Source organism: Streptomyces sp. SD15 (genome assembly GCF_054462255.1).
On sequence record NZ_JBTLMO010000005.1, the window covers coordinates 91,671 to 117,352 of the forward strand.

Annotated in this window: 24 protein-coding genes and 1 pseudogene; 13 read left to right on the top strand and 12 right to left on the bottom strand. The window is 71.1% G+C overall.

Going from position 1 to position 25,682, the window contains the following annotated elements:
• Positions 1–261: 261 nt before the first annotated feature.
• Positions 262–945 (top strand): glycerophosphodiester phosphodiesterase, encoded by a 684-nt coding sequence (locus ACX28W_RS06910; RefSeq protein ID WP_458997852.1) that lies wholly within the window; start codon positions 262–264, stop codon positions 943–945.
• Positions 946–948: 3 nt separating this feature from the next.
• On the opposite strand, the gene ACX28W_RS06915 is transcribed toward ACX28W_RS06910, so the two are convergent.
• Positions 949–1,488 (bottom strand): GNAT family N-acetyltransferase, encoded by a 540-nt coding sequence (locus ACX28W_RS06915; RefSeq protein ID WP_458998003.1) that lies wholly within the window; start codon positions 1,486–1,488, stop codon positions 949–951.
• Between the two features lie 72 nt (positions 1,489–1,560).
• On the opposite strand from ACX28W_RS06915, the gene ACX28W_RS06920 reads away from it, so the two are divergent.
• Both ACX28W_RS06920 and ACX28W_RS06925 read left to right on the top strand, forming a co-directional pair.
• A complete protein-coding gene (locus tag ACX28W_RS06920) occupies positions 1,561–1,953 on the top strand; it encodes a VOC family protein (protein WP_458997853.1) in 393 nt (130 codons plus the stop codon).
• A gap of 85 nt (positions 1,954–2,038) precedes the next feature.
• The gene (locus tag ACX28W_RS06925; protein WP_458997854.1) at positions 2,039–2,803 is read left to right on the top strand and encodes a VOC family protein; all 765 of its coding nucleotides are present in this window, start codon (positions 2,039–2,041) and stop codon (positions 2,801–2,803) included.
• Positions 2,804–2,844: 41 nt separating this feature from the next.
• Here the strand turns inward: ACX28W_RS06925 and ACX28W_RS06930 are convergent, their stop codons facing one another.
• The 3 genes from ACX28W_RS06930 to ACX28W_RS06940 all read right to left on the bottom strand — a co-directional run bounded on the left by ACX28W_RS06930 (position 2,845) and on the right by ACX28W_RS06940 (position 8,007).
• Entirely contained in the window at positions 2,845–5,424 is a 2,580-nt protein-coding gene (locus ACX28W_RS06930) for a cellulosome protein (protein ID WP_458997855.1), read from the bottom strand.
• 142 nt (positions 5,425–5,566) lie between these two features.
• Positions 5,567–6,106, bottom strand: coding sequence for a MarR family winged helix-turn-helix transcriptional regulator (locus ACX28W_RS06935; protein ID WP_458997856.1), 540 nt, complete (start codon positions 6,104–6,106; stop codon positions 5,567–5,569).
• Positions 6,107–6,354: 248 nt separating this feature from the next.
• Entirely contained in the window at positions 6,355–8,007 is a 1,653-nt protein-coding gene (locus tag ACX28W_RS06940) for an FUSC family protein (RefSeq protein WP_458997857.1), read from the bottom strand.
• A 138-nt stretch (positions 8,008–8,145) separates the two neighbouring features.
• Between ACX28W_RS06940 and ACX28W_RS06945 the strand changes: the two genes are divergently transcribed.
• The 4 genes from ACX28W_RS06945 to ACX28W_RS06960 all read left to right on the top strand — a co-directional run bounded on the left by ACX28W_RS06945 (position 8,146) and on the right by ACX28W_RS06960 (position 11,561).
• Positions 8,146–8,733: a DUF5134 domain-containing protein gene (locus ACX28W_RS06945; protein ID WP_458998004.1), complete on the top strand. Its 588-nt coding sequence runs from the start codon at positions 8,146–8,148 to the stop codon at positions 8,731–8,733.
• A 97-nt stretch (positions 8,734–8,830) separates the two neighbouring features.
• The gene (locus ACX28W_RS06950) at positions 8,831–9,766 is read left to right on the top strand and encodes a M56 family metallopeptidase (RefSeq protein WP_458997858.1); all 936 of its coding nucleotides are present in this window, start codon (positions 8,831–8,833) and stop codon (positions 9,764–9,766) included.
• 379 nt (positions 9,767–10,145) lie between these two features.
• Positions 10,146–10,829: a phosphatase PAP2 family protein gene (locus ACX28W_RS06955; RefSeq protein ID WP_458997859.1), complete on the top strand. Its 684-nt coding sequence runs from the start codon at positions 10,146–10,148 to the stop codon at positions 10,827–10,829.
• Between the two features lie 33 nt (positions 10,830–10,862).
• Positions 10,863–11,561, top strand: a complete 699-nt coding sequence (locus ACX28W_RS06960; RefSeq protein ID WP_458997860.1) for an HAD family hydrolase — start codon at positions 10,863–10,865, stop codon at positions 11,559–11,561.
• A gap of 63 nt (positions 11,562–11,624) precedes the next feature.
• On the opposite strand, the gene ACX28W_RS06965 is transcribed toward ACX28W_RS06960, so the two are convergent.
• On the bottom strand, positions 11,625–11,870 hold the full coding sequence (locus tag ACX28W_RS06965) for a DUF2630 family protein (protein ID WP_458997861.1): 246 nt from the start codon (positions 11,868–11,870) through the stop codon (positions 11,625–11,627).
• 201 nt (positions 11,871–12,071) lie between these two features.
• Between ACX28W_RS06965 and ACX28W_RS06970 the strand changes: the two genes are divergently transcribed.
• Positions 12,072–12,746 carry a TetR/AcrR family transcriptional regulator gene (locus tag ACX28W_RS06970; protein ID WP_458997862.1) on the top strand — a complete coding sequence of 225 codons (675 nt, stop codon included), beginning with the start codon at positions 12,072–12,074 and terminating at the stop codon, positions 12,744–12,746.
• A gap of 4 nt (positions 12,747–12,750) precedes the next feature.
• Here ACX28W_RS06970 and ACX28W_RS06975 read toward each other — a convergent pair whose 3' ends face one another.
• Positions 12,751–14,253, bottom strand: coding sequence for an LVIVD repeat-containing protein (locus ACX28W_RS06975; protein WP_458997863.1), 1,503 nt, complete (start codon positions 14,251–14,253; stop codon positions 12,751–12,753).
• A gap of 193 nt (positions 14,254–14,446) precedes the next feature.
• On the opposite strand from ACX28W_RS06975, the gene ACX28W_RS06980 reads away from it, so the two are divergent.
• Entirely contained in the window at positions 14,447–15,097 is a 651-nt protein-coding gene (locus ACX28W_RS06980; protein ID WP_458997864.1) for a DUF305 domain-containing protein, read from the top strand.
• Between the two features lie 73 nt (positions 15,098–15,170).
• Here ACX28W_RS06980 and ACX28W_RS06985 read toward each other — a convergent pair whose 3' ends face one another.
• The gene (locus ACX28W_RS06985; RefSeq protein WP_458997865.1) at positions 15,171–15,635 is read right to left on the bottom strand and encodes a DUF6214 family protein; all 465 of its coding nucleotides are present in this window, start codon (positions 15,633–15,635) and stop codon (positions 15,171–15,173) included.
• Between the two features lie 226 nt (positions 15,636–15,861).
• Between ACX28W_RS06985 and ACX28W_RS06990 the strand changes: the two genes are divergently transcribed.
• Positions 15,862–17,229 (top strand): FAD-dependent oxidoreductase, encoded by a 1,368-nt coding sequence (locus ACX28W_RS06990; protein WP_458997866.1) that lies wholly within the window; start codon positions 15,862–15,864, stop codon positions 17,227–17,229.
• 203 nt (positions 17,230–17,432) lie between these two features.
• Positions 17,433–18,812 carry a nucleobase:cation symporter-2 family protein gene (locus tag ACX28W_RS06995; protein WP_458997867.1) on the top strand — a complete coding sequence of 460 codons (1,380 nt, stop codon included), beginning with the start codon at positions 17,433–17,435 and terminating at the stop codon, positions 18,810–18,812.
• On the opposite strand, the gene ACX28W_RS07000 is transcribed toward ACX28W_RS06995, so the two are convergent.
• A complete protein-coding gene (locus ACX28W_RS07000) occupies positions 18,741–19,106 on the bottom strand; it encodes an ArsR/SmtB family transcription factor (RefSeq protein WP_458998005.1) in 366 nt (121 codons plus the stop codon). The two genes, ACX28W_RS06995 and ACX28W_RS07000, sit on opposite strands and share 72 nt — an antisense overlap.
• Positions 19,107–19,188: 82 nt before the next feature.
• Here ACX28W_RS07000 and ACX28W_RS07005 point away from each other — a divergent pair.
• Positions 19,189–19,449: pseudogene (locus tag ACX28W_RS07005) on the top strand (oxidoreductase); the annotation flags it as partial.
• Here ACX28W_RS07005 and ACX28W_RS07010 read toward each other — a convergent pair.
• From ACX28W_RS07010 to ACX28W_RS07025, 4 genes are all read right to left on the bottom strand, one after another.
• Positions 19,364–21,187 carry an ABC transporter permease subunit gene (locus ACX28W_RS07010; RefSeq protein ID WP_458997868.1) on the bottom strand — a complete coding sequence of 608 codons (1,824 nt, stop codon included), beginning with the start codon at positions 21,185–21,187 and terminating at the stop codon, positions 19,364–19,366. The pseudogene ACX28W_RS07005 and the gene ACX28W_RS07010 sit on opposite strands and share 86 nt — an antisense overlap.
• 13 nt (positions 21,188–21,200) lie before the next feature.
• Entirely contained in the window at positions 21,201–22,697 is a 1,497-nt protein-coding gene (locus ACX28W_RS07015; RefSeq protein ID WP_458997869.1) for an ABC transporter substrate-binding protein, read from the bottom strand.
• A gap of 64 nt (positions 22,698–22,761) precedes the next feature.
• Positions 22,762–23,298 carry a GNAT family N-acetyltransferase gene (locus ACX28W_RS07020; protein WP_458997870.1) on the bottom strand — a complete coding sequence of 179 codons (537 nt, stop codon included), beginning with the start codon at positions 23,296–23,298 and terminating at the stop codon, positions 22,762–22,764.
• Between the two features lie 253 nt (positions 23,299–23,551).
• Positions 23,552–24,139 carry an Rv1733c family protein gene (locus tag ACX28W_RS07025; RefSeq protein ID WP_458997871.1) on the bottom strand — a complete coding sequence of 196 codons (588 nt, stop codon included), beginning with the start codon at positions 24,137–24,139 and terminating at the stop codon, positions 23,552–23,554.
• Between the two features lie 268 nt (positions 24,140–24,407).
• Between ACX28W_RS07025 and ACX28W_RS07030 the strand changes: the two genes are divergently transcribed.
• On the top strand, positions 24,408–25,493 hold the full coding sequence (locus tag ACX28W_RS07030; RefSeq protein WP_458997872.1) for a WD40/YVTN/BNR-like repeat-containing protein: 1,086 nt from the start codon (positions 24,408–24,410) through the stop codon (positions 25,491–25,493).
• Positions 25,494–25,682: the final 189 nt, after the last annotated feature.

Here is a 25,682-nt window from a genome sequence, read left to right on the forward strand (position 1 = left end):
GGCGACCACTTCCGCTATATGCGGCGGGTACTCCCGCTCCGTGCGGCGGGCCTCGGTCAACCGCCGGGAGACTCGCCCACCCCCGGGTGACGCGCCCCGGCCACACGGCACGGTTCTGCCCGTGCGGGACACACCCATTGCCCGCCGTACGAGCGGGTACATCGCGGGGCCGGGCGATTAGGCTGCGGCCTTGCCGCGTGGACGCCCCGTCGGAATCTCCACGCGCGAGCCGAGCCGCCGTCGACGGAAGCGAGTCGAACCTTGAACTTCCTCACCATCGGTCATCGCGGAGTGATGGGTATGGAACCCGAGAACACCCTGCGTTCCTTCATCGCCGCCCAGCAGGCGGGCCTCGACCTGATCGAACTCGATCTGCATCTGAGCAAGGACGGCGCGCTCGTCGTCATGCACGACGCGGACGTGGACCGTACGACCGACGGTTCGGGGCCGATCGCCGAGAAGACACTCGCCGAGCTGCGCACCCTGGACGCGGGGCGCGGTGAGCGCGTGCCCGTCTTCGAGGAGGTCCTGGACGCCGTCCGGGCTCCGATCCAGGCCGAGATCAAGGACCTGGCGGCGGCGCGGGCGCTGGCCGAGGTGATGCACCGGCGCGACTTGGTGGGGCGGGTCGAGGTGTCGTCGTTCCACGACGAGGCGATCGCCGAGATGACCCGGCTCGTGCCGGGCGTCCGCACCGCGCTCATCGCGAGCCGGTACGGCGTCGATGTCGTGGACCGCGCCCTGGAGGTGGGCGCCGCGACCGTCTGCCTCAACATCCGCAGGCTGACCCTTGAGGTCGTCGAGTACGCCCGCAAGGCCGACCTCAGGATCATCGGCTGGGTGGTGAACACCCAGGACCAGCTGCGGCTGGTGCGCGCCCTGGGGCTGGACGGCGCGACCACCGACTACCCCGAGATCAAACGCACCGGCCGCTTCACGGCGTAACGATTATGCGAGCGGCTTGACCAGCAGCTCGAACTGCAGGTCGTCGCGCTGCGGAATGCCGAAGCGCTCGTCGCCGTACGGGAAGGGCGTCATCCTTCCCGTACGGAGGTAGCCGCGCCGCTCGTACCAGGCGATGAGGTCGTCGCGTACGGAGATCACGGTCATGTGCATCTCCTCGGCGCCCCAGGTCTCTCGGGCGTGCCGCTCCGCCTCAGCGATGATCACCTTGCCGAGGCCACCGCCCTGGAGTGCCGGGCTGACCGCGAACATGCCGAAGTAGGCGTGGTCGCCCCGGTGTTCGAGCTGGCAGCAGGCGACGACGCTGCCGTCCCGCTCGACGGTCAGCAGTCGGCTGTCGGCGGACTTGATGACGGCGAGCACGCCCTCGGGGTCGGTCCGCTGCCCTTCGAGGATGTCCGCCTCCGTGGTCCAGCCGGTCCGGCTGGAGTCCCCGCGGTACGCCGACTCGATCAGCGTCACGAGGGCGTCCACATCGGTGTCGGTGGCGTCACGGAAGGTGAGTCCGGCGGCGGCGGTGTCCATGGAGCGGTTCTCCGAATCTCTGGCGTGGCTCAAGCACCGATGAGCGTAGCGCCCCCACTAGGCTCCGGGTGCATGGTGCATGTACTGAGCAGCCGGACCCTCCTGCGCCCCACCGACCCGGAGCGCACCCGTGCCTTCTACGGCGAACAGCTGGGCCTCGCCGTCCACCGCGAGTTCGGCACGGGCCCCGAGCGCGGCACCGTCTACTTCCTGGGCGGCGGCTTTCTGGAGGTCTCGGGCCGCTCCGACACCCCGCCCTCGCCCGCGCTCAAGCTGTGGCTCCAGGTGGCCGACGCGAACGCCGCGTTCGAGGAACTGTCGGCCGCCGGTGTCGAGGTGCTACGGCCTCCGCTGAAGGAGCCGTGGGGGCTGATCGAGATGTGGATCACGGACCCGGACGGTGTCGAGATCGTGCTCGTGGAGATCCCGGCGGATCATCCGCTGCGCTACCGGCCCGGTATCTGACGACATCGCGGGCACCCGCTTCGGATGGCCGGGGCCGGGGCACGGGCATAGCGTGCTGGAGGGGGTTCCCGGTGGAAGGAGCGTCATGAAGCTCGACAAGCCGGTGCCCGGCGGACCCTGCTGGACCGAGCTGGGGACCAGTGACCTGGAGGCGGCCAAGGGCTTCTACGCCGACCTGTTCGGCTGGCGCCCGGAGACGGACCCCTCCGAGGAGGCGGGCGGCTACACGGTCGCGTACCTCGGCGACGCGGCAGTCGCCGCGATCTCCCCGCTGTATCAGGAGTCGCAGCCCGTCGCCTGGAACGTGTCCTTCGCCGTGGCCGACGCGGACGCCACCGTGGACGCCCTGCAGGACGCGGGCGGCACGGTCGTCCTCGGGCCGATGGATGTGTTCGACCTCGGCCGGTTCGCGGTGGTGTTCGACCCGACCGGTGCGGCCTTTCAGTTGTGGCAGGCCCGCACTTTCCCCGGCGCGGCGCTCTTCAACGCGCCGGGCGCTCTCGGCTGGGTGGAACTGATGACGCGCGCCCCGGACCGGGCCACCGAGTTCTACACGACGGTCTTCGGCTGGAGCCTGAGCGCCTCGGAGGACTACCCGCAGTGGGGCATCGCCGGAGCCGACTTCGGCGGCATGGTGACGATGGGTGAACACTTCCCGCACGAGGTGCCGGCGCACTGGCTGCCCTACTTCGCCGTCGAGGACGTGGACGACACGGCGGCCGCCGCCGTCGGGGCGGGCGGCAGCATGCTCATGGAGCCCACGTCCGTGCCGGAGGGGCCCCGGATCGCCGTACTGCGGGACCCGCAGGGGGCGCTGTTCGGGATCCATCTGGCGGGCGAGAAGCGTTAGGACCTGTCCGGTCGATCACGGCGGAGACGCGGGGTGGGGTCCTAGCCCGGCCATCCGTCCAGCGCTGTCACCGCCACCTGGTCGATGACCGGCGCGTACGCGGAACGCTGCTGGTACCGGTTGGAGGTGTCGCCGTCGAAGTCCGGCAGTTCGTCGGCGGTGAAGGTGAGGGTGTTGGTGCCTTCCTTCAGGGTGACGGGGACGGTGAGCTGCCAGAAGTTGTTGAAGTGGAAGGTGGTGGGGAAGAGCACCCGGCGTGGCGGCCCCGCGTTGACGGCGATGTCCACGTGGCGGCAGACCGGGTCGGGGTTGTAGTGGGTGGCGGGGGGCTGCTCGCCGTTGGAGTAGCGGATGGTCAGTGCGTGGCGCCCGCCCCGTGCGGCCGTGACGGTCAGGGCGAGGGCGTTCTCCCGGCCCTTGCCGATCCCCTCGACAGCCTTCCCGCCGGTGGCGAACGGGTACGCGCCGGTCACCTTCGCCCCGCCCGTCAGGGTCCCCTCTTCGGCGGCGTACAGGGTGGTCATGAGGCGTCCGCCTCCCGGTTCCACCCGCAGTCGGTCGACGACGAGGCGGGCCGAAGTGGCCCGCACCGTGAGCTTGTTGATGCCACCGGCCAGGAAGAGCGGTGCGGGATCGCGGCCGAGGGAGCCCAGGCCCTCTCCGTTGGCCATCAACTCGCCTTCTCCGGCGCCCAGTTGATCGACGATCACGGTCGCTTCGCCGTCGGTGGCCGCGTACACCCAGAACGTGGCCGTGCCACCACGGGGCAGCACCGCGGCGCCCGGACCGGAGGCTCCGCGATACTCATAGATGACGTGCGCTCCCGCGTCGAGATCCGCGTACTCGGCCTCGTACAGCGCGGGCGCGGTGACGTGCTCGTCCCGTAGCGCGAGGTCGATCCTGTCGATGATCGCGTCGCCCTGGGTGACGCCGAGGTCGGGGTCCCGCGCCGACAGCGTGATGGTGTGCGCGCCCGCCGTCAGCCGCACCTGGGTGTCGGTGTGCCCCCAGACCACCCACTTGTAGCCGAGCGGCAGCCGCAGCTCCTGCGGGTCCTCGCCGTCGACGCGCAGAAAGACATTGGTGGGGCCCTGTTCCTGGACCAGGTCGTGGAGGTTGTGGGAGTTGGCGTAGACACTCAGGTCGTACGTCCCGTCCTGCGGGACCTCGACGGGGAAGGCGAGGACACCGTCGGAACCGGTGCGCAGACCGCCGATGTGGTAGGTGCCCGAGGTCGCGAACCTGTCGACGTCGGAGGGTGATCCCTCGGGCCCGTTCCTGGAGTAACCGGCGCCCGTGTACGTCGCGTTCTCGGCCTCGTACGTCCGCCGCCAGCCCACCGACGGGGGTGCGAGGACCGCGCCGATGCCACCTGGCGAGAGGATGATCTCGTACGCGGACATCTCGTTGAGGTCGGTCCGCGACAGGGTCACCCTGCCTTCCCTGACCGGCAGTTCGAGGTCCTGGAGTCTCCACGGCTCTGCGGAGGAGCCGACCTGGCCGGTCCACGGGATCTCGTGCAACCGGGCGTGCACGGTGCTGCCGAAGATCTCGGCCGGGACGCCCTCGAAGACGAGGTCCGCGGCGCCACTCCCGCCGCCGAACAGCACCCGCGCCTGCCTCTTGTCCCGGTCGAGCGTGGCGATGCCCTGCAGGGTGTACTGGACGTTGGGGTGGGGCGCGGTCACCCGGACCGTGTGGCCGGTCATCCGGCCGTAGGCGTGGAACAGCCACCATTGGCCGTTGCCCTTGTTCGCCTCGACCGCCGAGTCGTTGAGGTTGCCGTCGATGTTCCAGTACGCCATGTCGGCGTCGATCTTCGACTCCTCGATGGCGGAGATCCACTGGACCATCTGCCCGGGCACCGACAAGTGGTAGTTGTGCGCGTACTCGTTGATGTTGATGGGGAGCGGGTCGATCCCCAAGTCCTGCTCCATACGGCGGTACTTGGCGACGTTGGTGCGGATCGCGGCGGGCGTCGACAGCTCGTGCCAGGTGATCACGTCCGGCAGCACGCCGTGCGCCTTGGCGAACTCGAGGAAGCCCCGCACCTCGTCGTACAGGATGCTGGTGTTGGGGCCCGCGATACGCGCGTCCGGGTCCAGGCCCTTGATCAGGCGGTGGATGTCCTTCCACGCGGCGAAGTAGTGCCGCGGGTCGGTACGCCAGGAGATTCCGTCGTAGCTCCACTCCCCCGTGCCGAACATGTTCCCTTCGGGCTCGTTGAACGGCACGTACACGACATGGGACTTGTACGGGCCCATCGTCAGGACCTGCCCGACCTGCTTCGCCACCCTCGCCCTGAAGTCGGCGAGCCGTTCCTCGCCCGTGGCGCCGGGCCACTGGTAGGGGAAGCCCCGGTAGATGTCGGTCATGTAGAGGTAGACGTCCTCGCCACCGCAGTCCACGAAGGACGGCAGGATGTCGAGAGCGTCGGCACCCGGGTGCTGTGTCCCGTCCTGGGCCTTGGTGGACACGGTACGGACGTACATGCCCTCGACCACGTTGCGGCTGGGCACTCCATCGCCGTACAGGCCGTAGAGCGTGCCGCTCGCCCCTCCGTGGAAGGCGCCGGTGTCGGCACCGAGGTCGATGGTCAGCGTCTCTGTGTGTGCAGCCACTCCGCACGCCTCCCGGTGGACCCAGTCGTTCGACATTTCGCACGACAGCCGGACCGTCGAACCAGCTGCTCGAACGTAGAAGCGGCGCACTTCTCATGTCAACGGGCGGGTGACCGCGAAGTCCCCGACGCCCGGCGGCGGCTCAGCCGCGGGGCACCCCGAGACGGCCTTCCAGCTGACCGAGCAACTCACCCAACAGCGCCGCGAGTTCACGCTGTCGGGCGAGGTCGATGCCGGACAGGGCCGTCGCCTCGTAAGCGAGCTGCCGGGGCAGGATGCCGTCGACGAGGTCGCGCCCCGCGTCGGTCAGCCGGACGTACGCCACCCGGCGGTCGCGGGTGTCACCACGGCGCTCCACCAGGCCGCGCTCGGACAGTTGCTTGAGGCGCTTGGTGACGGCGGCCCCGGAGGAGAACGTCTCCCGGGCGATCTCGCTGGGGGTCAGCTCGTGGCCCGTGCGCCGCAGGGTTCCGAGGACGTCGAACTCCGGCCGGGTGAGCCCGGCCCGGCGCAGCGGGGCGTCCTCGGCCTGCTGGAGGAGTGCGGCCGAGCGGTTGATCCGGCCGATGATCTCCATCGGGCCGGTGTCGATACCGGGGTGCACGGCCTGCCACTGCCGCACCACGGTGGCCATGATGTCCATGGGTGCGACCGGTCCGGCCATGGTGTCCGTCGGCGGCATCGGTCCTCCCGTGGTGTCCGTCGGTGGCATCGGTCCGGCCGTACCGTCCGCCCTTGCCTCCCGCGCGGCAGCGGTATCCGCCGATGCCGCCGAAACCGCCGATGCCGCCGAAACCGGCGCAGACTCCGAAACCTGCGCAGACTCCGATCTCGCCGGAGACTCCGATGTCACTGGAGACTCCGATGTCGCCGGAATCTTGCCCCGACCGACCGCGGCGCCCTCGCTCGCCGCACGCCCGTTCGCTTCCGTCATGCCTGTGCGCCCTCCAAGGAGTGCAGTCCCTGCCGTCGTACCGTCGCCGCGAGCGTACGGTGTCCGACCTGCTCGGCCCGCATCACCCGTTCCTCCGGCAGGGCGCGCTGCCACCATTCGCCGGCCGCGGCGTCGGCGGTGGCGCGCAGTTCGACGACGGCGGCGGCCAGTCCGCGGCGGGCGGACTCCAGGGCGCCGGCCTCGGGACGCTCTTCGGCCAGGATCGTGACGGCGTGGTCCCGGGCGCGCTCCGTCGCCCGCAGGGCGTGCTCGATGCGGTCACCGGCCCGCCGGTTGGTGACCGCGATCGCCGCGACGAAGCCGACCAACGCGCCCACGAGGGTGTCCACGACGCGGTCGGTCATCAGCTCGCCGGGCTGCTGGGAGCGGGCGAACTCGGTGATGAGCAGGGCCATGGGGGTCACGCAGATGCTGCCGAGCCAGTAGTTGCGGCCGATCAGGGCCTCGGCGCCGAAGTTGAAGGCGAGGCAGAACAGGACGAGGGCCACCTGGCTCAGGTGAGCGAGCGGGGCGATCGCCGCGAAGACGAGGACGCCGACGAGATTACCGACGACGCGCTGCACTCCCCGGCTCCAGGTCAGGGTGACGTTGGCCTGGTAGAGCGAGGCGGCGGTGACGAGCGCCCAGTAGGGGCGGCCGACGCCGAGCGCGAGCGAGGCGTAGCCGGCCAGGGCGCAGCCGAGCGCGGTGCGCAGGGCGATGGGGCCCAGCGGGCCGAGTCGTTCGAGCAACGACCTTTGCCCTACGGCGAGTTCGACCTCCACGCCCAGGAGTTCGTCGGCGGCGTCCCCGAGGTCGTCGGGATGCGGCACCGGCCCGGTGCCCCGGAGTGCGCGTGCCCAGTCACGCAGCCGCTCGGCGTCCGTGTCGGCGGGCGCGGCGAGTGCGACCTCGGCCCGCACGACGAGCCGCTCGAGGGCGCGCCGGGGCGCGGAGCGGGCGCCGGTCGACAGCAACGACTGCCAGGCACCGTGGACGGCCGCGGCCGCGGCGGCGCGGGTCCGGGCGGCCGCGTCACCGCTGCCCAGCGTCTCGGCGTACGCGGCCGCGGAGTTCAGGGCGTGGGCCGTCGCGCGGCGCTCCGGGCCGTGCGGACGGACGAGCCCGGGTGCCATGCCGACGATCCAGGCCCAGGCGCCCGCCGCGGCGCCCAGCGCGAGATGGCCGGGGACCTGGCCGAGGGTCTGTGGGGCGAACAGCGACGCGGAGCTGATGAAGGCGAGGACGACATGGCCGGGCGGCCCGATGCGCGTGGCGTCGCACACCGCCTTCTGCACAGCGGCCAGCAGCGCGCCGACCGTGACCAGCACGACGGCGTTCGTCGTGAGCGAGGCGGCGATCAGCGCGACGGCGAGGCCACCGAGCATGCCGAGCACCACCCAGGCCAGTGCGCGGGCCCGGGCGGCGTACGGACGGTTGTGGGCGTAGAGCGCGCAGAGCGACCCGGCCATGGTGTACATCGCCAGGTCCAGCCGGCCGAGCGCCAGGAGCGTGAGATTCGGTGGGGCGATCGAGGCGACCGAGCTCAGCGCGGGCTTGAACCAGATGTCGGAGGGCCGCCCGAGGCGCAGCGCACCGGCCAGCGGGAGGCGACGTACACGGGGGGACGGGGAGGTCGCACTACTCATACGTTTAATATTAGCAGGTGTTTTACTCATGAAACATATCCTGCCCCGCATGCACCCCTCCGGGCGCGGGCATGCTTCGACCGAATGTCCGCCATCACCGGCTGCCCTATGTCCGACTCCGTCGAGCGGAGGTACGCGGTGCACGGACCGGTCTCGCCCGGCTGGCTGCTCGTCGTGCTGTGCGCGGCGACCGGGGCCTACTGCCTGCTGCGGATGCGCAGCGCCGTCGAGGAGCAGCGCCGCAGCGCGGGCGGCGAGGCGCTCATGGGATTCGGCATGGCGGCGATGGCCGTGCCCGCGGCGGTGGCCACGCCGCCACGCTGGGCCTGGATCGCGTATGCCGCGGTGTTCGGCGCGGCCGCGCTACGCGAGCTGTGGGCGGCCCGCAGAAGCCCGCACCATCTGCACCATCTGGTCGGGGCCTTCGCGATGGTCTACATGGCGGGCGTGATGGCGACCGCTCCGGGGCAGCACGGGCACGGCGGTTCCGGGGTCCCGCCGGTGACCGGAATCTTCTTGCTCTACTTCGCCGGGTACGTGCTGCGGTCCGGGGCCCGGCTGATCCCGGTCGCGGCCATGGCCGGGGGCACCCGAACCTCGGCAGGTGACACCCGGACCTCGGTCGGCGGCACCCGGACCCTCGGTTGGGGGGATCGCCCCGAGCTGTCGCGGGCATGTCGGCTGTCCATGGCGATCGCGATGCTCGCCATGCTGGTCACGCTCTGAAACCCGCTCCCGTCCCGACTGTACGAAACCGTGGCGTACGTCACTTTGCCGTTGCGCCCCGTATCCTCCGGCGACGCTCCGCTCATAGGGTTCACCCATGATGGTCCCCGCGGCACTGTTGCTGCTCGGCGCCCTGGCCGCCGTGGTCGCTCCACGGCTGCTCGCCCGGGCGGACTGGCCGGACCGTGAGCCGGTGGTCGCCCTGTGGGTGTGGCAGTGCGTGGTGGCGGCCGTTCTGCTGTGCTGTGCGCTGTCGATGACGCTCAGCGCGGCCGCCGCCTGGGTGGCGGTGCGTGGCCATGTGTTCGCTCCCGCCCCGCACTCGGTCGTGGATGCCTACGCGCTGAACACGGGCAGCCCCTGGGCCGCGACCACCGCCGTGGCGCTCGCCTGCGGCGCCGCTTGGACCGCGGCCATGCTGGTTCGTGAGGTGCTGGGAGCCCGGGCGCGGCGTCGCCGCAGCCGTGCCGAACTCCTCGTACGCGCACCGCTGTTGCCCGGTGAGGAGCCGGGCAGTGGCCGGCTGGTCGTGCTGGAGGGGGAGCGTCCGGACGCCTGGTGGCTGCCTGGCGCGGCGCCTCGGCTCGTCATCACCACGGCCGCGTTGCGTCGGCTCGAGGGTCGCCGGCTGGACGCCGTGCTCGCCCACGAGCAGGGGCACGCGCGGGCCCGGCACGACTGGCTGCTGCACTGTTCGGCCGCGCTGGCCGTCGGCTTTCCGCGGGTGCCCGTGTTCGCCGCGTTCCGCGACGAGATGCACCGCCTGGTCGAACTGGCCGCCGACGACATGGCGTCCCGCCGCTTCGGCCGCCTCACGATCGCTCTCGCGCTGGTGGAACTGAACGAGGACCGGGGCGTCTTCGGACCCTGCCCGACCCCGGCGGCCCAGGTCCGGGAGCGGGTGCACCGGCTGCTGACCCCGCCGGACCGGCTCACGGCGGCGCGGCGGCTGAGGCTGACGGCGGCCGCCACGCTGGTGCCGGTGATCCCGCTGCTGGTGGCGTTGGTGCCGGGCTTGCGTGCGCTCGGCTAGGGGGCTTCTGATGGATCTCCGTGGGAGAAGGAGCGGCGTTCGGTGCGTGCTCTCGGCGTGCCGGGCGGAAGCCCTCGTAGCGGAGCTACTAGGGCTTTTGTCCGGTGCGGCGAGAGGGCGTGCCGGGCGTCGCGACGCCGCGGAGATCCATCAGAAGCCCCCTAGGGGGCGATCACCCCAGGTCCGCGACGCCTGGCGCGGCACCTCGCCGCGTTGTCGCATCACCCGAGTAAGCCCGGTACGCGGGTGATGCTCCGCCTTGCGATGCACCGCACCATGCACCGCGACCTGATCCGAGGTGATCCGAACGACACCCCCTCGCCCTGCACCGGTGGGCCCAGGTTCGCCTGCGGCCCCGTCCGTCGGCGAGGATCACGGTATGCACTCCCCGCCCGTCGACTCGCCGCCCCGCCCACCGGCCCCACGGACCGCGGCACTCACCGCGGCCGCCCTCGCCGTGCCCTCCGTACTGCTTCTGCTGCTGGTCGCGTTCTCCTGGCGTCCGCTGCTCGCCCTCGACGGCGACATCGCACGCACCACCCACCGCTGGGCGGTCGACCAGCCCGGCCTCACCCAGGTGTTCCGCGTGCTGACGGACTGGGTGTGGGACCCCTGGACGATGCGCGCGGCGTGCGCGGTCACGGTGGTCTGGCTGGTGTGGCGGCACTCGGCCTGGGTGCTTGCCCTGTGGCTGGCGGCCACCTGTGCGCTGGGCACCGTGGTGCAGCAGGGTCTGAAGGCGGCGGTCGGCCGCGAGCGGCCCGTCTGGCCCGACCCCGTGGACTCGGCCCACTACGCGGCCTTCCCCTCGGGCCACGCCATGACCGCGACGGTGGTGTGCGGGCTGTTGCTGTGGCTGCTGCATCTGTACGGCGCCGGACGCGCCCTGCCGCGTACGGCTCTGCTGCTGGCCGCGGTCTCCGTCGTGGGTGTCGGGCTGACCCGAGTCTGGCTGGGCGTCCACTGGCCCTCGGACGTCCTGGGCGGCTGGTTGCTCGGCGTGCTGATGGTGGCACTGGCGGTGGCCTCGTACGAGCGGTGGTTCGGCTCGGGGCGTGGTTGACCGACCGGGGCCGCGCCCCGAAGGATCTCCCGCATGACGATCAAAGCCGTTCTCTTCGACTTCTCAGGAACCCTCTTCCGTGCCGAAGCGACCGAGTCCTGGCTGCGCGCCGTGCTCCGCGAGGCCGACATCGCCCTGCCGGAAGCGGAGTTGATCAGGGCGGCGGACGCCCTGGATGCCGTGGGCGCGATGCCCGGCGGGGGCATCGCGCCCCGCATTCCCGAGGGCATGGAGGACTTGGTCCGCACGCGTGACAGGAGTGCCGAGCTGCACCGGGCCGCCTACACCGCGATCTCCCGCCAGGTGCCCCTGCCCGATCCCCGGCTGTACGACGCGTTGTACGACCGGCACATGGTCCCGGACGCCTGGCACCCCTACCCCGACGCCGACGACGTGCTCGGCGCGCTGCGCGAGCGCGGGGTCGTCGTCGGTGTGGTCAGCAACATCGGCTGGGACCTGCGGCCCGTCTTCCGCGAGCACGGCCTCGACCCGTATGTGGGCACGTACGTCCTGTCGTACGAGCACGGCGTTCAGAAGCCGGATACGAGGCTGTTCGCAACCGCCTGCGACGCGCTCGGCGTCGCACCCGAGGACGCGCTGATGGTCGGGGACGACCGCCGCGCGGACGGTGGGGCGGCGGCTCTGGGCTGCGCGGTGCACTTCGTGGACCATCTGCCGGTGACGCGTCGGCCGGACGGGCTGCGGCCGGTGCTGGACCTGGTCGTCGACTGACTCGCGGGCCCTGAGCGGGCCCTGAGCGGGCTCAGAGCCGGTTCGGGTTCGGAGCGGGTTCCGTCAGCCCTGATAGCCCTCGACCTGCGAGGACGGCCGGACGCGCGCGTCGCCCGGATTCTCCCCGTACTCGGCCTTGGCGCGCTGCTGGCGCAGCAGGTCCCAGCACTGGGCGAGCTCGCGCTCCAGCTGTCCGAGCCGTTGCTGTTCCGTGGATTTGTCGATCTGCCCGGACGCGAGGGCCTCGCGCAGACGCCGCTCGTCGTCCACCATTGCCGTGATCCTGGCCAGGATCTGCTCCTGATCCATGTCCACCCGCCTCCTCGGCCTCCAACCCACTTTAGGGAGGCCCCGGCGGCTCTGCGACTCGCTCGGGGCGGCCCGCGTCTGCCTCGGATGTTCCCCCGCGCCACCCGAGGCAGACGGCAGGCCGGAAGGGGCCCGTGAAGGGCCCGGCCCCGACGCGCTGAGTATAGTTGGCTGATAGCCAGTCAACGCAGGAGTTACAGCATGTCCCCGCGCAGCCCGTCGGTCAATGAAGAGTTGCGGCGGCGTTCCCGGGAGCGGCTGCTGCAAGCCGCGGTGGAGCTGGTGAACGAGCGCGGCTTCGAGGCGACGACGCTCGGGGACATCGCGGATCGTGCCGGATCGGCGCGCGGACTGGTGTCGTACTACTTCCCCGGCAAACGCCAGCTCGTGCAGTCCGCCGTGCACCGGCTGATGTACCGCACTCTGAAGGAGGGGCTGGAGCGCGAGCCGCGTACCGAGGACGGCCGGGAGCGGATGGCGCGGGCCATCGACGCGATTCTCGGCCTGGCCCGGGATCGGCCCGTGCTGATGCGTCAGCACATGGCCGGAATCCTGCAGGGCGAGGGGTTCCTGCAGTGCCCGGAGCAGCAGCGGCTGGCGCAGCTCCTGCGGGAGACCGTCGCCCGGCACGGCTCGCCGGACGCCGCCACCGACTATCCGATGCTGCGCGCGCTGCTGATGGGCTCGGTGTACGCGGCCCTGGTGCCGGGGGTGCCCATGGCGATCCCGACGTTGCGGGCCGAGTTGTTCCAGCGGTACGGGCTGGACTGGGACATGGGTGTTCCGCCGGACACCAGGGTGCCCGGCGGAACGTGCGAGACGGATCTGTCCCGCTTCTTCGCGACCGACCAGCGGCCGCACGATCAGTCGAACTAGTCCGTCAGTCGAAGTAGTCCGGCTGGGTCTGGACGTTGAGCTCGCGCAGGTGGACCCACTTCGCCGGGTCGGTGCGCCGGTCGCTGAGCTTCAGTACGTCGAAGCCCTTCACCATGTCGTTCGAGTAGATGTAGCCGTTGTAGTAGTACGCCGACCACGAGCCGCCGCCGCGGAGCGTGTCGGCGCTGAGCGGGCCGCGCTCGAAGTAGGCGATCTCCTTCGGGTTGGCGGAGTCGGTGAAGTCCCAGACGGAGAGGCCACCCTGGTACCAGGCCTGGACCATGATGTCCTTGCCCTTGACCGGGATCACCGAGCCGTTGTGGGCCACGCAGTTCTCGGTGTCGGCCTGGTAGCGGGGGATCTTGTAGTAGCTCTTGAAGACGAGCTTGCGGTGGTCGCCCTTGCCGACGATGTCGTAGATGCCGTCGGCACCGCGGTTCGGGCCGATGGCCGCGTTGCAGGTGGCCGCGCCTCCGCCGCCCAACTCGTCGGTGAACACGACCTTGTTGGCCTTCTGGTTGAAGGTCGCGGAGTGCCAGAACGCGAAGTTCACGTTGTCCTGGACCTGGTCGATGACCTTCGGGTGCTCCGGGTCCTCGATGGAGAACAGGATGCCGTCGCCCATGCAGGCACCGGCGGCCAGGTCCTTCGACGGCAGGACCGTGATGTCGTGGCAGCCGGTGGTCTTGGAGACACCCGGGTTGGTGGGCGAGCCCGGGTTGCCGCCGCCGTCCGGCCCCTCACCGGGGAAGAGCACGGGGAAACCCACCACGGCCGCCTTCTCGGGGGCGCTGCGCGGCACCTTGATGACCGTGATGCCGTCGTGCGGCGGCTGGCAGTCGGGGAAGGTGGCGCTCGGTGAGTACGAGGAGACGTACACGTAGACGCTCTTGCGCTCGGGCACCAGCGTGTGGGTGTGCGAGCCGCAGGCGGTCTCGACGGCGGCGACGTACTTCGGGTTCGCCTTGTCGCTGATGTCGAAGACCTTCATGCCCTCCCACGAGGACTTCTCGGTCGCGGGCTGCGTGGTGCTGTTGCAGGAGTTGTCGCTGCGCGAGGAGTCGGTGGACAGGAAGAGCAGGTTGCCGGAGACGGAGATGTCGTTCTGCGAGCCCGGGCAGAGCACCTGCGCGACGGTCTTGGGCGCCTTCGGGTTGCTGATGTCGAAGATGCGGAAGCCGTCGTAGTTTCCGGCGAAGGCGTACTTGCCCTGGAAGGCGAGGTCCGAATTGGTGCCGGGCAGGGCGTCCTTGGGGATGTTGGCGAGGTGTTCGATGTTGTCGGAGTGGACGATCTCGTCCACTCCGGGTATCTCGCCGCTCGCCAGCGCGGCCTTCGTCTCGGCGGCGTCGCTCTGGGAGATCTTCTCCTGCGCGGCGGGGCTGTCCCCGGGGTCGGGTGTAGCGGCCGCCGGGCCGGCCGTGAGCAGCGCAGCCAGGAGTCCGGCCGCCGCGGCGACAACTCCCATACGTCTGCGCCGCGTTCGAGGATCGTTCGACAGGGTCACTGCGTCCTCCCTTGTAGCCGTTCGCAGTTGAACGGATCACGGACCCCCGCAGTATCGTCCGACCCATGCTTTGATCAACAGGTGGCAACGCACTCGTAATGAAAGTTTTTGATCAGTAACGTTCATGAGCACGCCGGAGCGGTGATGAACACCCGTGAGATTTCTGTCAGTTCGTGTGCCCCAGGAGGTTGATGTGCCCTTCCGCTGTACGTCCCGTGCACCCCTGGTCGCGGTATCGCTGGCGGTCGCCGTACTCACGCTCGCGGGCTGCGACTCGGACGACCCGGCCAAGTCCGCCAAAGCGAGTGAGCCTTCGGTGATCGCGCCCGGCAGACCCGGCGAGGCGGCCGCGACGCTCTCCGCCGAGGACGCCGCCCGGCAACGCACCGAGGACGACTCCCCCAACTCGGCCGACTTCGCGTACGCACGGATGATGATCGAGCATCACACGCAGGCGCTGAAGATGACCGAACTCGCCCCGGAACAGGCCAAATCGGGCCCGGTGAAGCAGCTCGCCGCCCGGATCACGGCCGCGCAGGCTCCGGAGATCACCATGATGGAGGGCTGGCTCAAGACGCACGACGGCGAGAAGCACCCCACGACGCACCAACACGAGGCGATGCCCGGCATGGCGACCGAGGCTCAGCTGCGGACGTTGCGCGCGGCGCGGGGCAAGGCGTTCGACGAACTCTTCCTGAAGCTGATGATCGCGCATCACGACGGGGCGGTCTCGATGGCCACGGACGTGAAGGGCCAGGGCAACAACCTCCAGATCGAGGAGATGGCCGACGATGTGATCGCCCAGCAGACGAGCGAGATCAACAGGATGCGCGGGATGGCGTGACGAACCGAGCCGATGAGCGTGACGACCCCTGGCCGGTGGGCGTGACGAACCCGTCCGGTGGGCGTGACGAGGTCTATCGGCGGGCGTGACGGGGCGCCAGGAAGCCTGCGTCGCGCGCCCCGGCGATCAGCCTGAGCGACCTGCGGCGGCTGTGCCCGGTCGCGCACATCACCGCGAGCACCGGGTCGAAGCCCTCGTCACGGGCCGCGAGGTACTTCTCGGCGACGAGTCGGCGTCCTTCGACACCGCGCGGCCACGCGGGCCTGGCCCGGCTCGAGGGCCCTTCCGCCGGCTCGCACCACGGCGTGGTCCGCACGCCGCACGCCTCGAAGAGCGGTTCCTGGATCCAGTCGGCGAGCAGCGCGAGATCGTCGAGGGAGAGCGGCGGCTGGGCCCGGACGTCCTCGATCGCCACGCCCGCCTCGGACGCCACCGCGAGTACGTCGACCCGAGCGCCGTCGGCGAAGGCCAGCCGGACATGGAACCACGACGTGGCGCTCCCGTCCTCCCGCACCACCCACGCGGGCCACACGGACACCGCACCGTCCGGACGGCAGCGACCGGAAAGATGAAGAAAGGATGCTTCCAGCACAGACGGACCGTAACCACATCATCACTTTCCACACGTACGGACACGCACGAACATGTCCGGACACGCACGGATGTGCCGCGCGCCGAACCCTGTCAGCGGAGCACCGGTGGTGCAATCCTGGAGCCATCAGCGACCTCCTCGGGCTGTTCGGGTTTCGGGTTAGGAGTTCCGCGTGCTGCATGTCGCCGTCGTCGGCTCGGGGCCCAGCGGGGTCTACACCGCCCAGAGCCTCGTGCAGAGCGGGCTGCCCGGAATCAGGGTGGACGTCCTCGATCGGCTGCCGTGCCCGTACGGCCTGGTGCGCTACGGCGTGGCGCCCGACCACGAGAAGATCAAGTCCCTGCAGAACAATCTGCGGGCGGTCCTGGAGGACGAACGGGTGCGGTTCCTGGGCGGCGTCCAGGTCGGCCCCGGCGGGCTGCCTCCGGCGCGACTGAGGGAGCTGTACCACGCGGTCGTCTACTGCGTGGGCGCCGCCACCGACCGCCATCTAGGGGTGCCGGGCGAGGAGCTGCACGGCAGCTGGTCGGCGACCGAGTTCGTGTCCTGGTACAGCGCCCACCCGGATTCCACCACCGCCGGATTCGTGCTCGGCGCGCGCTCGGCCGTGGTCATCGGCGTCGGGAACGTCGCCGTCGACGTGACCCGGATGCTGGCCCGCGGCGCGGCCGAGCTGAGCCCGACCGACATCCCGCAGGCGGCGCTCACCGCACTGGCCTCGAGCGAGATCACGGACATCAGCATGGTGGGGCGGCGCGGTCCGTCGCAGGCCCGCTTCACCACCAAGGAGCTGCGCGAGCTCGGCGCCCTGCCGGACACCGAAGTCGTGGTGGACCCCGAGGAGTTGGCGCTCGATCCGGAGTACGTCGACCCGTCGGCCCTGCCCGCCGCGCAGCGCCGCAATGTGGAGGTGCTGCGGGGGTGGGCGGCGACGCCGACGCCGCGGGACCGGGCCCGCCGGATCCGGCTGCGTTTCTTCCTGCGCCCCGTGGAACTGCTGGCCGATGACGACGGCGGTGGCGGTGAACGCGTGGCCGCGGTCCGCTTCGAGCGTACGGCGCCGGACGGGCGCGGCGGGGTGACGGGAACGGGGCGGTACGAGGACATCGAGGCGCAGTTGGTGCTGCGCTCGGTCGGTTATCGCGGAGTGCCGCTCGAGGGGCTGCCGTTCGACCCGGAGCACGGCACGGTGCCGCATCTCGCGGGCCGTGTGCTGCGGGACGGGGCGATCTCGCCGGGCGAGTATGTGGCGGGCTGGATCAAGCGGGGTCCGACAGGCGTCATCGGCACCAACCGGCCGTGCGCCAAGGAGACGGTGGCCTCGCTGCTCGAGGACGCCCTCGAGCTCGTACGACGGGAAGTGCCCGAGGATCCGCTCGCGGCGCTTCGGGCCGCCGGGTCGGCGCCGGTCGAGTGGGCCGGATGGCAGGCGATCGAGCGCGCGGAGGCGGAGCTCGGGGCCTCACTCGGGCGGAGTGTGGTCAAGCTGCCCGACTGGACGTCGCTGGTGGCGGCGGCGCAAACGGCGAGGACTTCTTAGCGAAGTCAGGTGGGGCACCGTCGGGTTGGCGAGGTCGGGTAGGTCGGGTCGGCGAGGTCGTGTTCGCGTCTACGGGCGCGACATAAGTCGATGGGCATGACACATATCGGCAACAGGCCGGAAATCAACAAACTGTTCAAGCCCCATACGGTCTCGTCCTGTTGCACCACCCCCCGCCCCCGCCCGCCGCCCCTGGAGCGTCCATGGCAACCACCGCACCCGTGCATCCCGTCGACGAGGTCCCACCCGTACGCCAACTGGCCGCCTTCGGGCTGCAGCACGTGCTCGCGATGTACGCGGGCGCGGTGGCCGTTCCGCTGATCGTGGGCGGGGCGATGAAGTTGTCGCCCGCCGATCTGGCGTATCTGATCACCGCGGACCTCTTGGTCTGCGGTATCGCGACGCTCATCCAGTGCGTGGGGTTCTGGCGCTTTGGTGTACGACTGCCGATCATGCAGGGCTGCACCTTCGCGGCGGTCTCGCCCATGGTGCTGATCGGGACGACCGGCGGCGGACTGCCCGCGATCTACGGGTCGGTGATCGTCGCGGGCCTCGCGATCGTGTTGCTGGCGCCGGTATTCGGCAGGCTGCTGCGCTTCTTCCCGCCACTGGTCACGGGCACCGTCATCCTGATCATCGGGGTCTCGCTGCTGCCGGTGGCGGGCAACTGGGCGGCCGGCGGCGCGGGCGCGGAGGACTTCGGCGAGCCGAAGAACCTGGCGCTCGCGGGCTTCGTCCTCGCCGTGGTGCTGGGCGTGCAGCGGTTCGCGCCGGCCTTCCTGAGCCGGATCGCGGTGCTGATCGGCATCGCGGTGGGCCTCGCGGTCGCGGTGCCGTTCGGGTTCACGGACTTCGGCGGGGTCGGGGACTCCGACTGGGTGGGCATCAGCACGCCGTTCCACTTCGGGGCGCCCACCTTCCATGCCTCGGCGATCATCTCGATGCTGGTCGTGGCGCTGGTGACGATGACCGAGACCACGGGTGACCTCATCGCGGTCGGCGAGATGACCGACCGGAAGATCGAGCCGCGCACGCTCTCCGACGGCCTGCGGGCCGACGGCCTCTCGACCGTCCTCGGCGGGGTGTTCAACACCTTCCCCTACACGGCGTACGCACAGAACGTGGGCCTCGTCGGCATGACCCGCGTCCGCAGCCGCTGGGTCGTCGCCGCCGCGGGCGGCATCCTCGTCCTGCTCGGCCTGCTGCCCAAGCTGGGCGCGGTCGTCGCGGCGATACCCGCGCCGGTGCTGGGCGGCGCGGGCCTGGTGATGTTCGGAACGGTCGCCGCGAGCGGGCTGCGGACGCTGACCCAGGTGGACTTCAAGGACAACCACAACCTGACCGTCGTGGCCGTTTCGGTGGCCGTGGGCGTACTGCCGGTCGGAGTGCCGACGGTGTACGAGAAGTTCCCGGACTGGTTCCAGACGGTGATGAACAGCGGGATCAGCGCGGGGTGCCTGACCGCGATCGTCTTGAACCTGCTCTTCAACCACCTGCCGGGGAAGGCGGTTTCAGCCGAGGCGGTCGGCCTGTCGGGCGGCGGCGAGCACGCTGTCGAGAAGCCCCGGGAAGAGGTGGTCTAGGTCGCCCTTGCGCAGGGCGTTCATCTTGGCCGTGCCTCGGTAGACCTGCCGGATCACCCCGCTCTCGCGGAGCACCCGGAAGTGGTGCGTGGTGGTGGACTTGGTGACCGGCAGATCGAAGCGCGAACAGGAGAGCTCGTCGCCGCCGGCGGCGAGCTCTCGCACGATCCGGAGCCGCATCGGGTCGGACAACGCGTGCAGCACACTCTCCAGACGGATCTCCGCGGGCGGGGGGTGCGGAAGATCACGGCTGCTGCCTGCGGGGGCTGCGGTCGTCACGGCGGCTCCAACCATCGAGTCGTTACGAGCTTTATTGTACGAGACCTCTCGTAGTTTGACACCTGTCGTCATAGAGCGCTTATCGTACGAGGCATACACCGGCGCTCCGAACGACTGGCACTTCGCCCACTGCACCGCCCGCGCCACCGGCGGCACGGAACTGATCGTCGTCGAGGCCACGGCCGTCTCGCCCGAGGGCCGGATCAGCCCGTACGACCTCGGCATCGGGAACGACACCCAGGTCGAGGACTTCGGCCGCATCACTCGCTTCCTCAAGGGCCAGGGCACCGTGCCCGCGATCCAGCTCGCGCAGCCTCCCGACCACCGTCCGAGGGGAGTGCCGTACGGCGGGATGCCCACCAACGGCCGGTCGCCGACGGTCGGCGTACGCCGTCCGCCGCGGTCACCGCCAACGCGCCGAGCAGGGCGAGTACGGCGGCCGGGGCCAGGACGGCCCAGGGGGCGCGCTCCGCGTAGGGCTGGTTCTCGGCAAGGAGCAGGCCCCATTCGGGGGACGGCGGCTGGGCACCGAGACCGAGGAAGCCGAGGGCGGCCAGAGCCAGGGCGATGCCGGGCAGCCGCAGCAGGGCGTGGCGGGTGACGGGCCGCACGACGGCGGGGAGCAGTTCGTGGCGAAGGAGATAGAGAGGGCCCGCGCCCAGGGCGCGGGTGGCGAGCAAGTGCATGGTGGCGCGCTCCTGTCGCAGCAGCGCCGCGGTGTGCGCGGCCAGTGGGGCCCAGGCGACGGCGGCCACGGCCAGCGCGGGCGTCGCCGGGCCGCTGCCGGTGACCGCCGTGACGAGGAGCGCGGCGAGTACCGGCGGCAGGGCGTTGACGGTGTCGACGAGAGGTCCCGAGAAGCGGGGTACGAGGCCCAGCAGCAGCCCGGTCAGCAGGGCGGCGGCACTGATCGCGAGGGCGAGGGCGAGCGTGTCGAACGCGCCGTGGGCGATCCGGGCGAGTACGTCACGGCCCAGCGCGTCGGTGCCGAACGGGTGGGCCCAGGACGGGGGTTGGAGACGCAGGGTCGTGTCCAGGGCGAGCGGGTCGCGCGGCAGACCGAGCGCCATCACGCCGAGCAGCGCGGCGCCGTACAGCAGCGGCGCGGTCCGGGGTGCGGTCTGCGCCGGGCGGTGCAGGGACTGGAGGGAACCGTCGCGCAGAGCGGGGCCGATCAGGAGTCGGGCGGTGAGGCGGACGACTCCCCCGGCGACCGCGGCGAGCAGGACGAGGGCCAGGGTGCCGGCCTGGAGGACGGGAAGGTCCTGGGCGAGGGCGGCCTGGAGGGTGGTCCGGCCGAGGCCGGGGATGTCGAAGATCTGCTCCACGGCGAGGGCGCCGCCGGTCAGACCGACCACGAACAGGCCCAGATTCGGCAGCAGTCCGGGAACACAGCGGCGCACCGCCTGACGTGCGATGCTCCGGCCGGACACACCACGCGCGGCCGCGGCGAGGGCCCAGGGCTCGGCGAAGGCACCGGGCAGCAGGTCGTCGAGCATGCGCCCGAGTACCGCCCCGGCGGGCAGGCCGAGCGCGAGCGCGGGCAGCAGCATCCACCGCGGCCCGTACCAGCCGAGCGCGGGCAGCCAGCCGAGTTGCACACCCACGACGGTGGCCAGCACCGACGCGGTCAGGAACTCGGGCAGCGAGGCCAGCAGCGCGGCGCCGTCGCCACCGCGGCGGCGCCGTGCTCCCCGCCGCAGCGTGCGTGCGCACACCGCGCCGGCCGTGGCGACGGCCACCGCCAGCGCCCCGGCCATCAGCAGCAGCGAGACGCCCAACGCCTGGGTGACGGACGGCGCGACCTCGGCGCCGGAGATCCACGAGCGGCCCGCGTCACCGTGCAACAGTCCGCCGAACCACTGACCCAGCAACCCCAACAGCCCGGCGTCCAGCCCGAGTTCGTCCCGTACTGCCGCCAACACCTCCGGACTCGGGGCGCGTTCCGCCGACCGTGCCTTGAGCACGGTGAGTGCGGGGTCGGTGCGCGACAGCCAGGGCAGCAGGCCGATCCCGCAGAGGAGGAGTGCGGTGAGGGCGACGCGCCAGAGCAGGGTGGGGCCGCTGCCCCGGGCGAGGGCCTTGCCTGTTCCCATGATGTCGCGGCGCTCAACGCCGGGTGCCGGTGCCGACGAGGGCACGCTCGTACGGGTCGAGGAGCACGCCCCGTACGGAGGTGGCGACGCCGGTGACGATCCGCTGGTGGACGAGCGGGACGAGCGCGTCGGTGCCGAGAATCGCGGCCTCGGCCGTCATCGTCGCGTCCCGCCGCTGCTCGACATCGCTCACGCCCTCGGCCCGGTCGACGGCCCGGTCGACCGACTTGTCGCACAGCAGCGCGAGGTTGTAACCGCCGTCGCAGGTGAAGTCGCCGGCGAGCACCGAGACGGGGTCACCGGTGTCGAGCAGGGTGTTGCGGGCGGCGACGAACCCGTCGAACTTCCCGGCCAGGACGTCGCTTTCGATCCGTGAGTACTCACGCACCACCAGGTTCACCTTGAAACCGGCCTGCTCCAGTTGCTGCTTGAGGACCTGGGCCGCCTCGGGCAGTTCGGGCCGGTTGTCGTACGTGGCGAGGGTGACCGAGGTGCCATCGGGATCTGCGGCCCGGGCGCGGCCGTCCGGCTGCACGCGCTTGCTCTGAGCCCAGGTCACGGCGGGTCCGAAGACTCCGACGCCGGGGTCGGCGTGTCCCTCGTACACCCCCTTGGCCAGCGCCGAGGTGTCGACGGCCGCCCGCGCCGCAGCCCGCAGCCCCGCGCCCTCGAAGGGGCCCGACTCGGTGTTGAGGTACAGGCCCGTGGTGCGCGTGGTGGCCGTTTCGCGCGCCGTGCCCTTGGCGAGGGAGGCGGCCTGGGAGACCGGAACGGCTTCCGCGATGTCCACCTCGCCGGTCCGCAGGGCGTTGGTGCGGGCCGTGCCGTCGGCTATGAACTTGGCGTCGATCCCGGAGGCTTGGGCGCGACCGCCCCAGTAGTCGTCGAAGCGGTCGAGAGTGGCCGCGGTGCTGCCGGTGGTCCGGGTGAGTGCGAAGGGACCGGTGGCGGTGCCGGCCGGGTCGACGGCGCCTCCCTTCCCGTACGCCTTCGCCGCGAGCACGGTGAGGCCGGGGCTGGACACGCGCAGTGGCAGTGCGGGGTCGGGTTCGGCGGTGGTGACCCGTACCCGATTGCCGCCCGCGGCCTTCGCCGTGAGTTCGACCCCGGACAGGGCGGCGGGCGCGACCTTCGCTCCGACGGCGTGGGTGAGGGCGGCGGCGACGGCGGACGGGGTGACGTCGGTGCCGTCCTGGAAGGTCGCCTCGCGCAGGGTGAACAGCCAACTGCGGTTGCTCTCACGGGTCCAGGACTCCGCGAGCGCGGGCGCCGCGGTGCCGTTCGCGTCGAGTTCGGTGAGCCCTTCGGTCACGCCGAGGCGACTGAGGAGGGTGGCGTCGCTGCCGTACGGGGAGAAGTTCTCGGCCGGCGGGAAGGCCAGCGCCACCCGCAGCCGGGCGCCGTCCGCGGAGGGGGACGACGACTCGTCGCCGTTGGAGGCGAAGCAGCCGGAGAGAAGCGGGGCGAGCAGCAGACCGGCGGCGAGTCGTCGGCGGTGGGCAGGGCGCATGGTCCTCGTTCTTCGGGTGATGTCACAGGCGGGGGAACGGCAGCAGGCTACATGACAATCATTTTCAACAAGGGAGCGGGATCTCGAAATGGACGATCGCCTGGCCGCCACCCGGCTCCTCCCGCTCATCGCACACGACCTTGCCCAGCGACCGCCAGAACCCCTCGGCGCCGGACACCGTCGGATCCGTATGCAGATACACCGCGCGATAGCCGCCGTCCGCGGCCGCGAAGCCGAGCAGTTCATCGACCAGCCGCCGGGCCAGGCCACGTCGCCGATGCTCGGGGCGGACGTACACGCGGCGCAGCTGCGCGGTCTCCCCCGATGGGTAACGTGCGGCCAGGTGACGCGGGTTGGGCGGGTGCGCCGGACCACGCGAGTCCAGCGCGGCCGTCGCGACGATCGCGCCGTCGCGTCCGTCGACCGCGACGAGCAGCGTGTGCCGCGCGGGGTCGAGGTAGGCGGCGCACGGGTCGATGATGTCGCCGTGCCAGCGCGGGACGTATCCCGTACCGAAGTCGCGGTAGACGGTGTCGAGCATCACGGCACGCGCGCCGTCCAGGTCGTCAGCAGTGGCCGATCTGATGCTGTAGCTATGCACCTGCACATCATATGCATTAAGTTACGCGGGGTCCGGCGGAGCATGTGCGCCTCGTCAACCGCGTCAACCGACCGATCGAGGTTGACCGACAAGTCCCGTCTCGGCCAGCCGGCAAGTCTTGGTCATCCGCGGGCAGTGCTTGGATGTGTTCTTCGCGGGGACCGTCACGACGGCAATACCGGCCTCGGCGGCCAGGTGCCGCATCCGGTCCATGAACGCGCGGCCCCGGCACGGCCGGGGCTTCCTCCTCCGCTCAGCCCGTTTTCCGCCCCCACAGGGGCCCGATCCGCTGCCACTCCTCGTCCCATCGATCCATGCGCCGCCGTTCCAGACGTCCGCGCACGAGCCGCCCGCCGACGAAGGGCACGGCCGCGACACCCACGCCCACCAGGGTTCCCACCAGCGAGGCCCGCAGCCGGGCCTGGGACGGGGTGGCGGGCTTGGTGACGAGCCGACCGTCGAGGTCCGTCCACACGGTGACCGGGGTGCCCGCGGAGCTTCCGACGGGCACCCGCGCCTGGCCCGCGTGCGGTGAGCCGTCCGCCGCGGTCCAGTGGACCTTCGCCCACACCATGTCGGCGCCGGTCGCCGGCTCGGTCGAGCCCGACACGTCCTCGGTGAGCAACGCGAGGACGGAGTGCCACTCGGCCCGCTCCCGTGCCAGGCCGTCCTCCACGGACTGCGTCGCCAGCAGACCGGTGAGCACCCCGCCGAGGACGGTGAGCGCCCAGGCACCGAGCACGATCCAGGCCTCCAGGGTGTCGCTGCGACGCCGCAACGGATTGCGCCGCCATCGCCACAGCCACACCTTCGGAACCTTCGGACCACGGAATGCCGCCATCAATGGCATCCTCCTCACGACCGCACGGACATGCCACATCGCCCTCCCATACGGGATCAGTCCCTCCAATGCTCACAACAAATCCGGCAACCCGCCCGTGCCAGGAGTCCCAGGACCCCGTACCCGCGCTCACGCGGGGGCGCGAAACCCGCCGCCGGTGATCGACGACACCGCCCCGGCCTGCGGTGATGTCGCGTTCAGGGAGACTGTCAGTGCCGGGGTGCAGACTGGCGGTGTCTGAGACAACGACGTCGCGGAGGAGGTCGGCATGGCCGACGTACTGCTCACCGTAGGCACACGCAAAGGACTGTTCATCGGGCGCAGGCGCGGCGGCGCCTGGGAATTCGACGAGAGTCCGTACTTCAACGCGCAGGCCGTGTACTCGGTCGCGATCGACACCCGCGGCGAGACGCCACGGCTGCTGGCCGGAGGTGACAGCGCGCACTGGGGGCCGTCCGTTTTCCACTCCGACGACCTGGGCCGGACCTGGGCCGAACCGGCGCAGCCGGCGGTCAAGTTCCCCAAGGACACCGGGGCTTCGCTGGAGCGGGTGTGGCAGTTGCACCCGGCGGCGGCCGACCCGGCGGTGGTGTACGCGGGCACCGAGCCGGCCGCGCTGTACCGCTCCGAGGACCGCGGTGAGTCCTTCGAGCTGGTACGCCCGCTGTGGGAGCACCCCACGCGCTCGAAGTGGGAGCCGGGCGGCGGCGGGGAAGGACTGCACACCATCCTCACCGACAAGCGCGACCCGCTGACCGTGACGGTCGCCGTGTCCGCGGCAGGGGTGTTCCGTACCCACGACGGCGGCGCGAGCTGGGCACCGTCCAACTCCGGTGTCTCCGCGGTGTTCCTGCCGGATCCGAACCCGGAGTTCGGCCAGTGCGTGCACAAGGTCGCACGGGACGCGACGACTCCGGACCGGCTCTATCTGCAGAACCACTGGGGTGTGTACCGCAGCGACGACGCGGGCGCCCACTGGATCGACATCGGCGCGGACCTGCCGTCCACCTTCGGGTTCGCGGTGGCCGCGCATCCGCACCGTGGCGACACGGCGTACGTCTTCCCGATCAACGCGGACGTGGACCGCGTGCCCGCCGGCCGGCGGTGTCGCGTCTTCCGTACGGCCGACGCGGGCAAGAGCTGGGAGCCGCTGACAGCCGGGCTGCCGACCGAGGATCACTACGGCACGGTGCTGCGCGACGCACTGTGGACGGACGGCGCGGACCCGGCGGGCGTGTACTTCGGCAATCGCAACGGCGAGGTGTACGCGTCGGCGGACGACGGGGACAGCTGGCGGCAGCTGGCCTCGCACCTGCCTGACGTGCTGTGCGTGCGCGCCGCGGTCGTCGGCTGAGGCTCCGGAGTCCCTACAGCCGGATTCCCGTACAGCCGGATTCAGATACAGCCGGATTCAGATAGAAGGAGTCGCCCCAGGAGCTGGCGAGCGCAGGGGCGCCTGCGGGACCTCCCTCGGCCGCCGGCGCCTCTCGTCTCGCACCGCGTGATCCCCACGGATCGATCTCTGGCTTGCGGATGCCCTGCG

Bases quoted from the DNA above. Each gene is read 5' to 3' on its own strand.
- ACX28W_RS06935 (WP_458997856.1), bottom strand. From the start codon at position 6,106: ATGCCGCCGACGGACACCATGGCCGGACCGGTCGCACCCATGGACATC.
- ACX28W_RS07025 (WP_458997871.1), bottom strand. From the start codon at position 24,139: ATGGCGGCATTCCGTGGTCCGAAGGTTCCGAAGGTGTGGCTGTGGCGA.
- ACX28W_RS06960 (WP_458997860.1), top strand. From the start codon at position 10,863: ATGACGATCAAAGCCGTTCTCTTCGACTTCTCAGGAACCCTCTTCCGT.
- ACX28W_RS07010 (WP_458997868.1), bottom strand. From the start codon at position 21,187: ATGGGAACAGGCAAGGCCCTCGCCCGGGGCAGCGGCCCCACCCTGCTC.
- ACX28W_RS06940 (WP_458997857.1), bottom strand. From the start codon at position 8,007: ATGAGTAGTGCGACCTCCCCGTCCCCCCGTGTACGTCGCCTCCCGCTG.
- ACX28W_RS06925 (WP_458997854.1), top strand. From the start codon at position 2,039: ATGAAGCTCGACAAGCCGGTGCCCGGCGGACCCTGCTGGACCGAGCTG.
- ACX28W_RS07030 (WP_458997872.1), top strand. From the start codon at position 24,408: ATGGCCGACGTACTGCTCACCGTAGGCACACGCAAAGGACTGTTCATC.
- ACX28W_RS06965 (WP_458997861.1), bottom strand. From the start codon at position 11,870: ATGGATCAGGAGCAGATCCTGGCCAGGATCACGGCAATGGTGGACGAC.
- ACX28W_RS06955 (WP_458997859.1), top strand. From the start codon at position 10,146: ATGCACTCCCCGCCCGTCGACTCGCCGCCCCGCCCACCGGCCCCACGG.
- ACX28W_RS06970 (WP_458997862.1), top strand. From the start codon at position 12,072: ATGTCCCCGCGCAGCCCGTCGGTCAATGAAGAGTTGCGGCGGCGTTCC.
- ACX28W_RS06915 (WP_458998003.1), bottom strand. From the start codon at position 1,488: ATGGACACCGCCGCCGCCGGACTCACCTTCCGTGACGCCACCGACACC.
- ACX28W_RS06950 (WP_458997858.1), top strand. From the start codon at position 8,831: ATGATGGTCCCCGCGGCACTGTTGCTGCTCGGCGCCCTGGCCGCCGTG.
- ACX28W_RS07015 (WP_458997869.1), bottom strand. From the start codon at position 22,697: ATGCGCCCTGCCCACCGCCGACGACTCGCCGCCGGTCTGCTGCTCGCC.
- ACX28W_RS06920 (WP_458997853.1), top strand. From the start codon at position 1,561: ATGGTGCATGTACTGAGCAGCCGGACCCTCCTGCGCCCCACCGACCCG.
- ACX28W_RS07000 (WP_458998005.1), bottom strand. From the start codon at position 19,106: ATGGTTGGAGCCGCCGTGACGACCGCAGCCCCCGCAGGCAGCAGCCGT.
- ACX28W_RS06995 (WP_458997867.1), top strand. From the start codon at position 17,433: ATGGCAACCACCGCACCCGTGCATCCCGTCGACGAGGTCCCACCCGTA.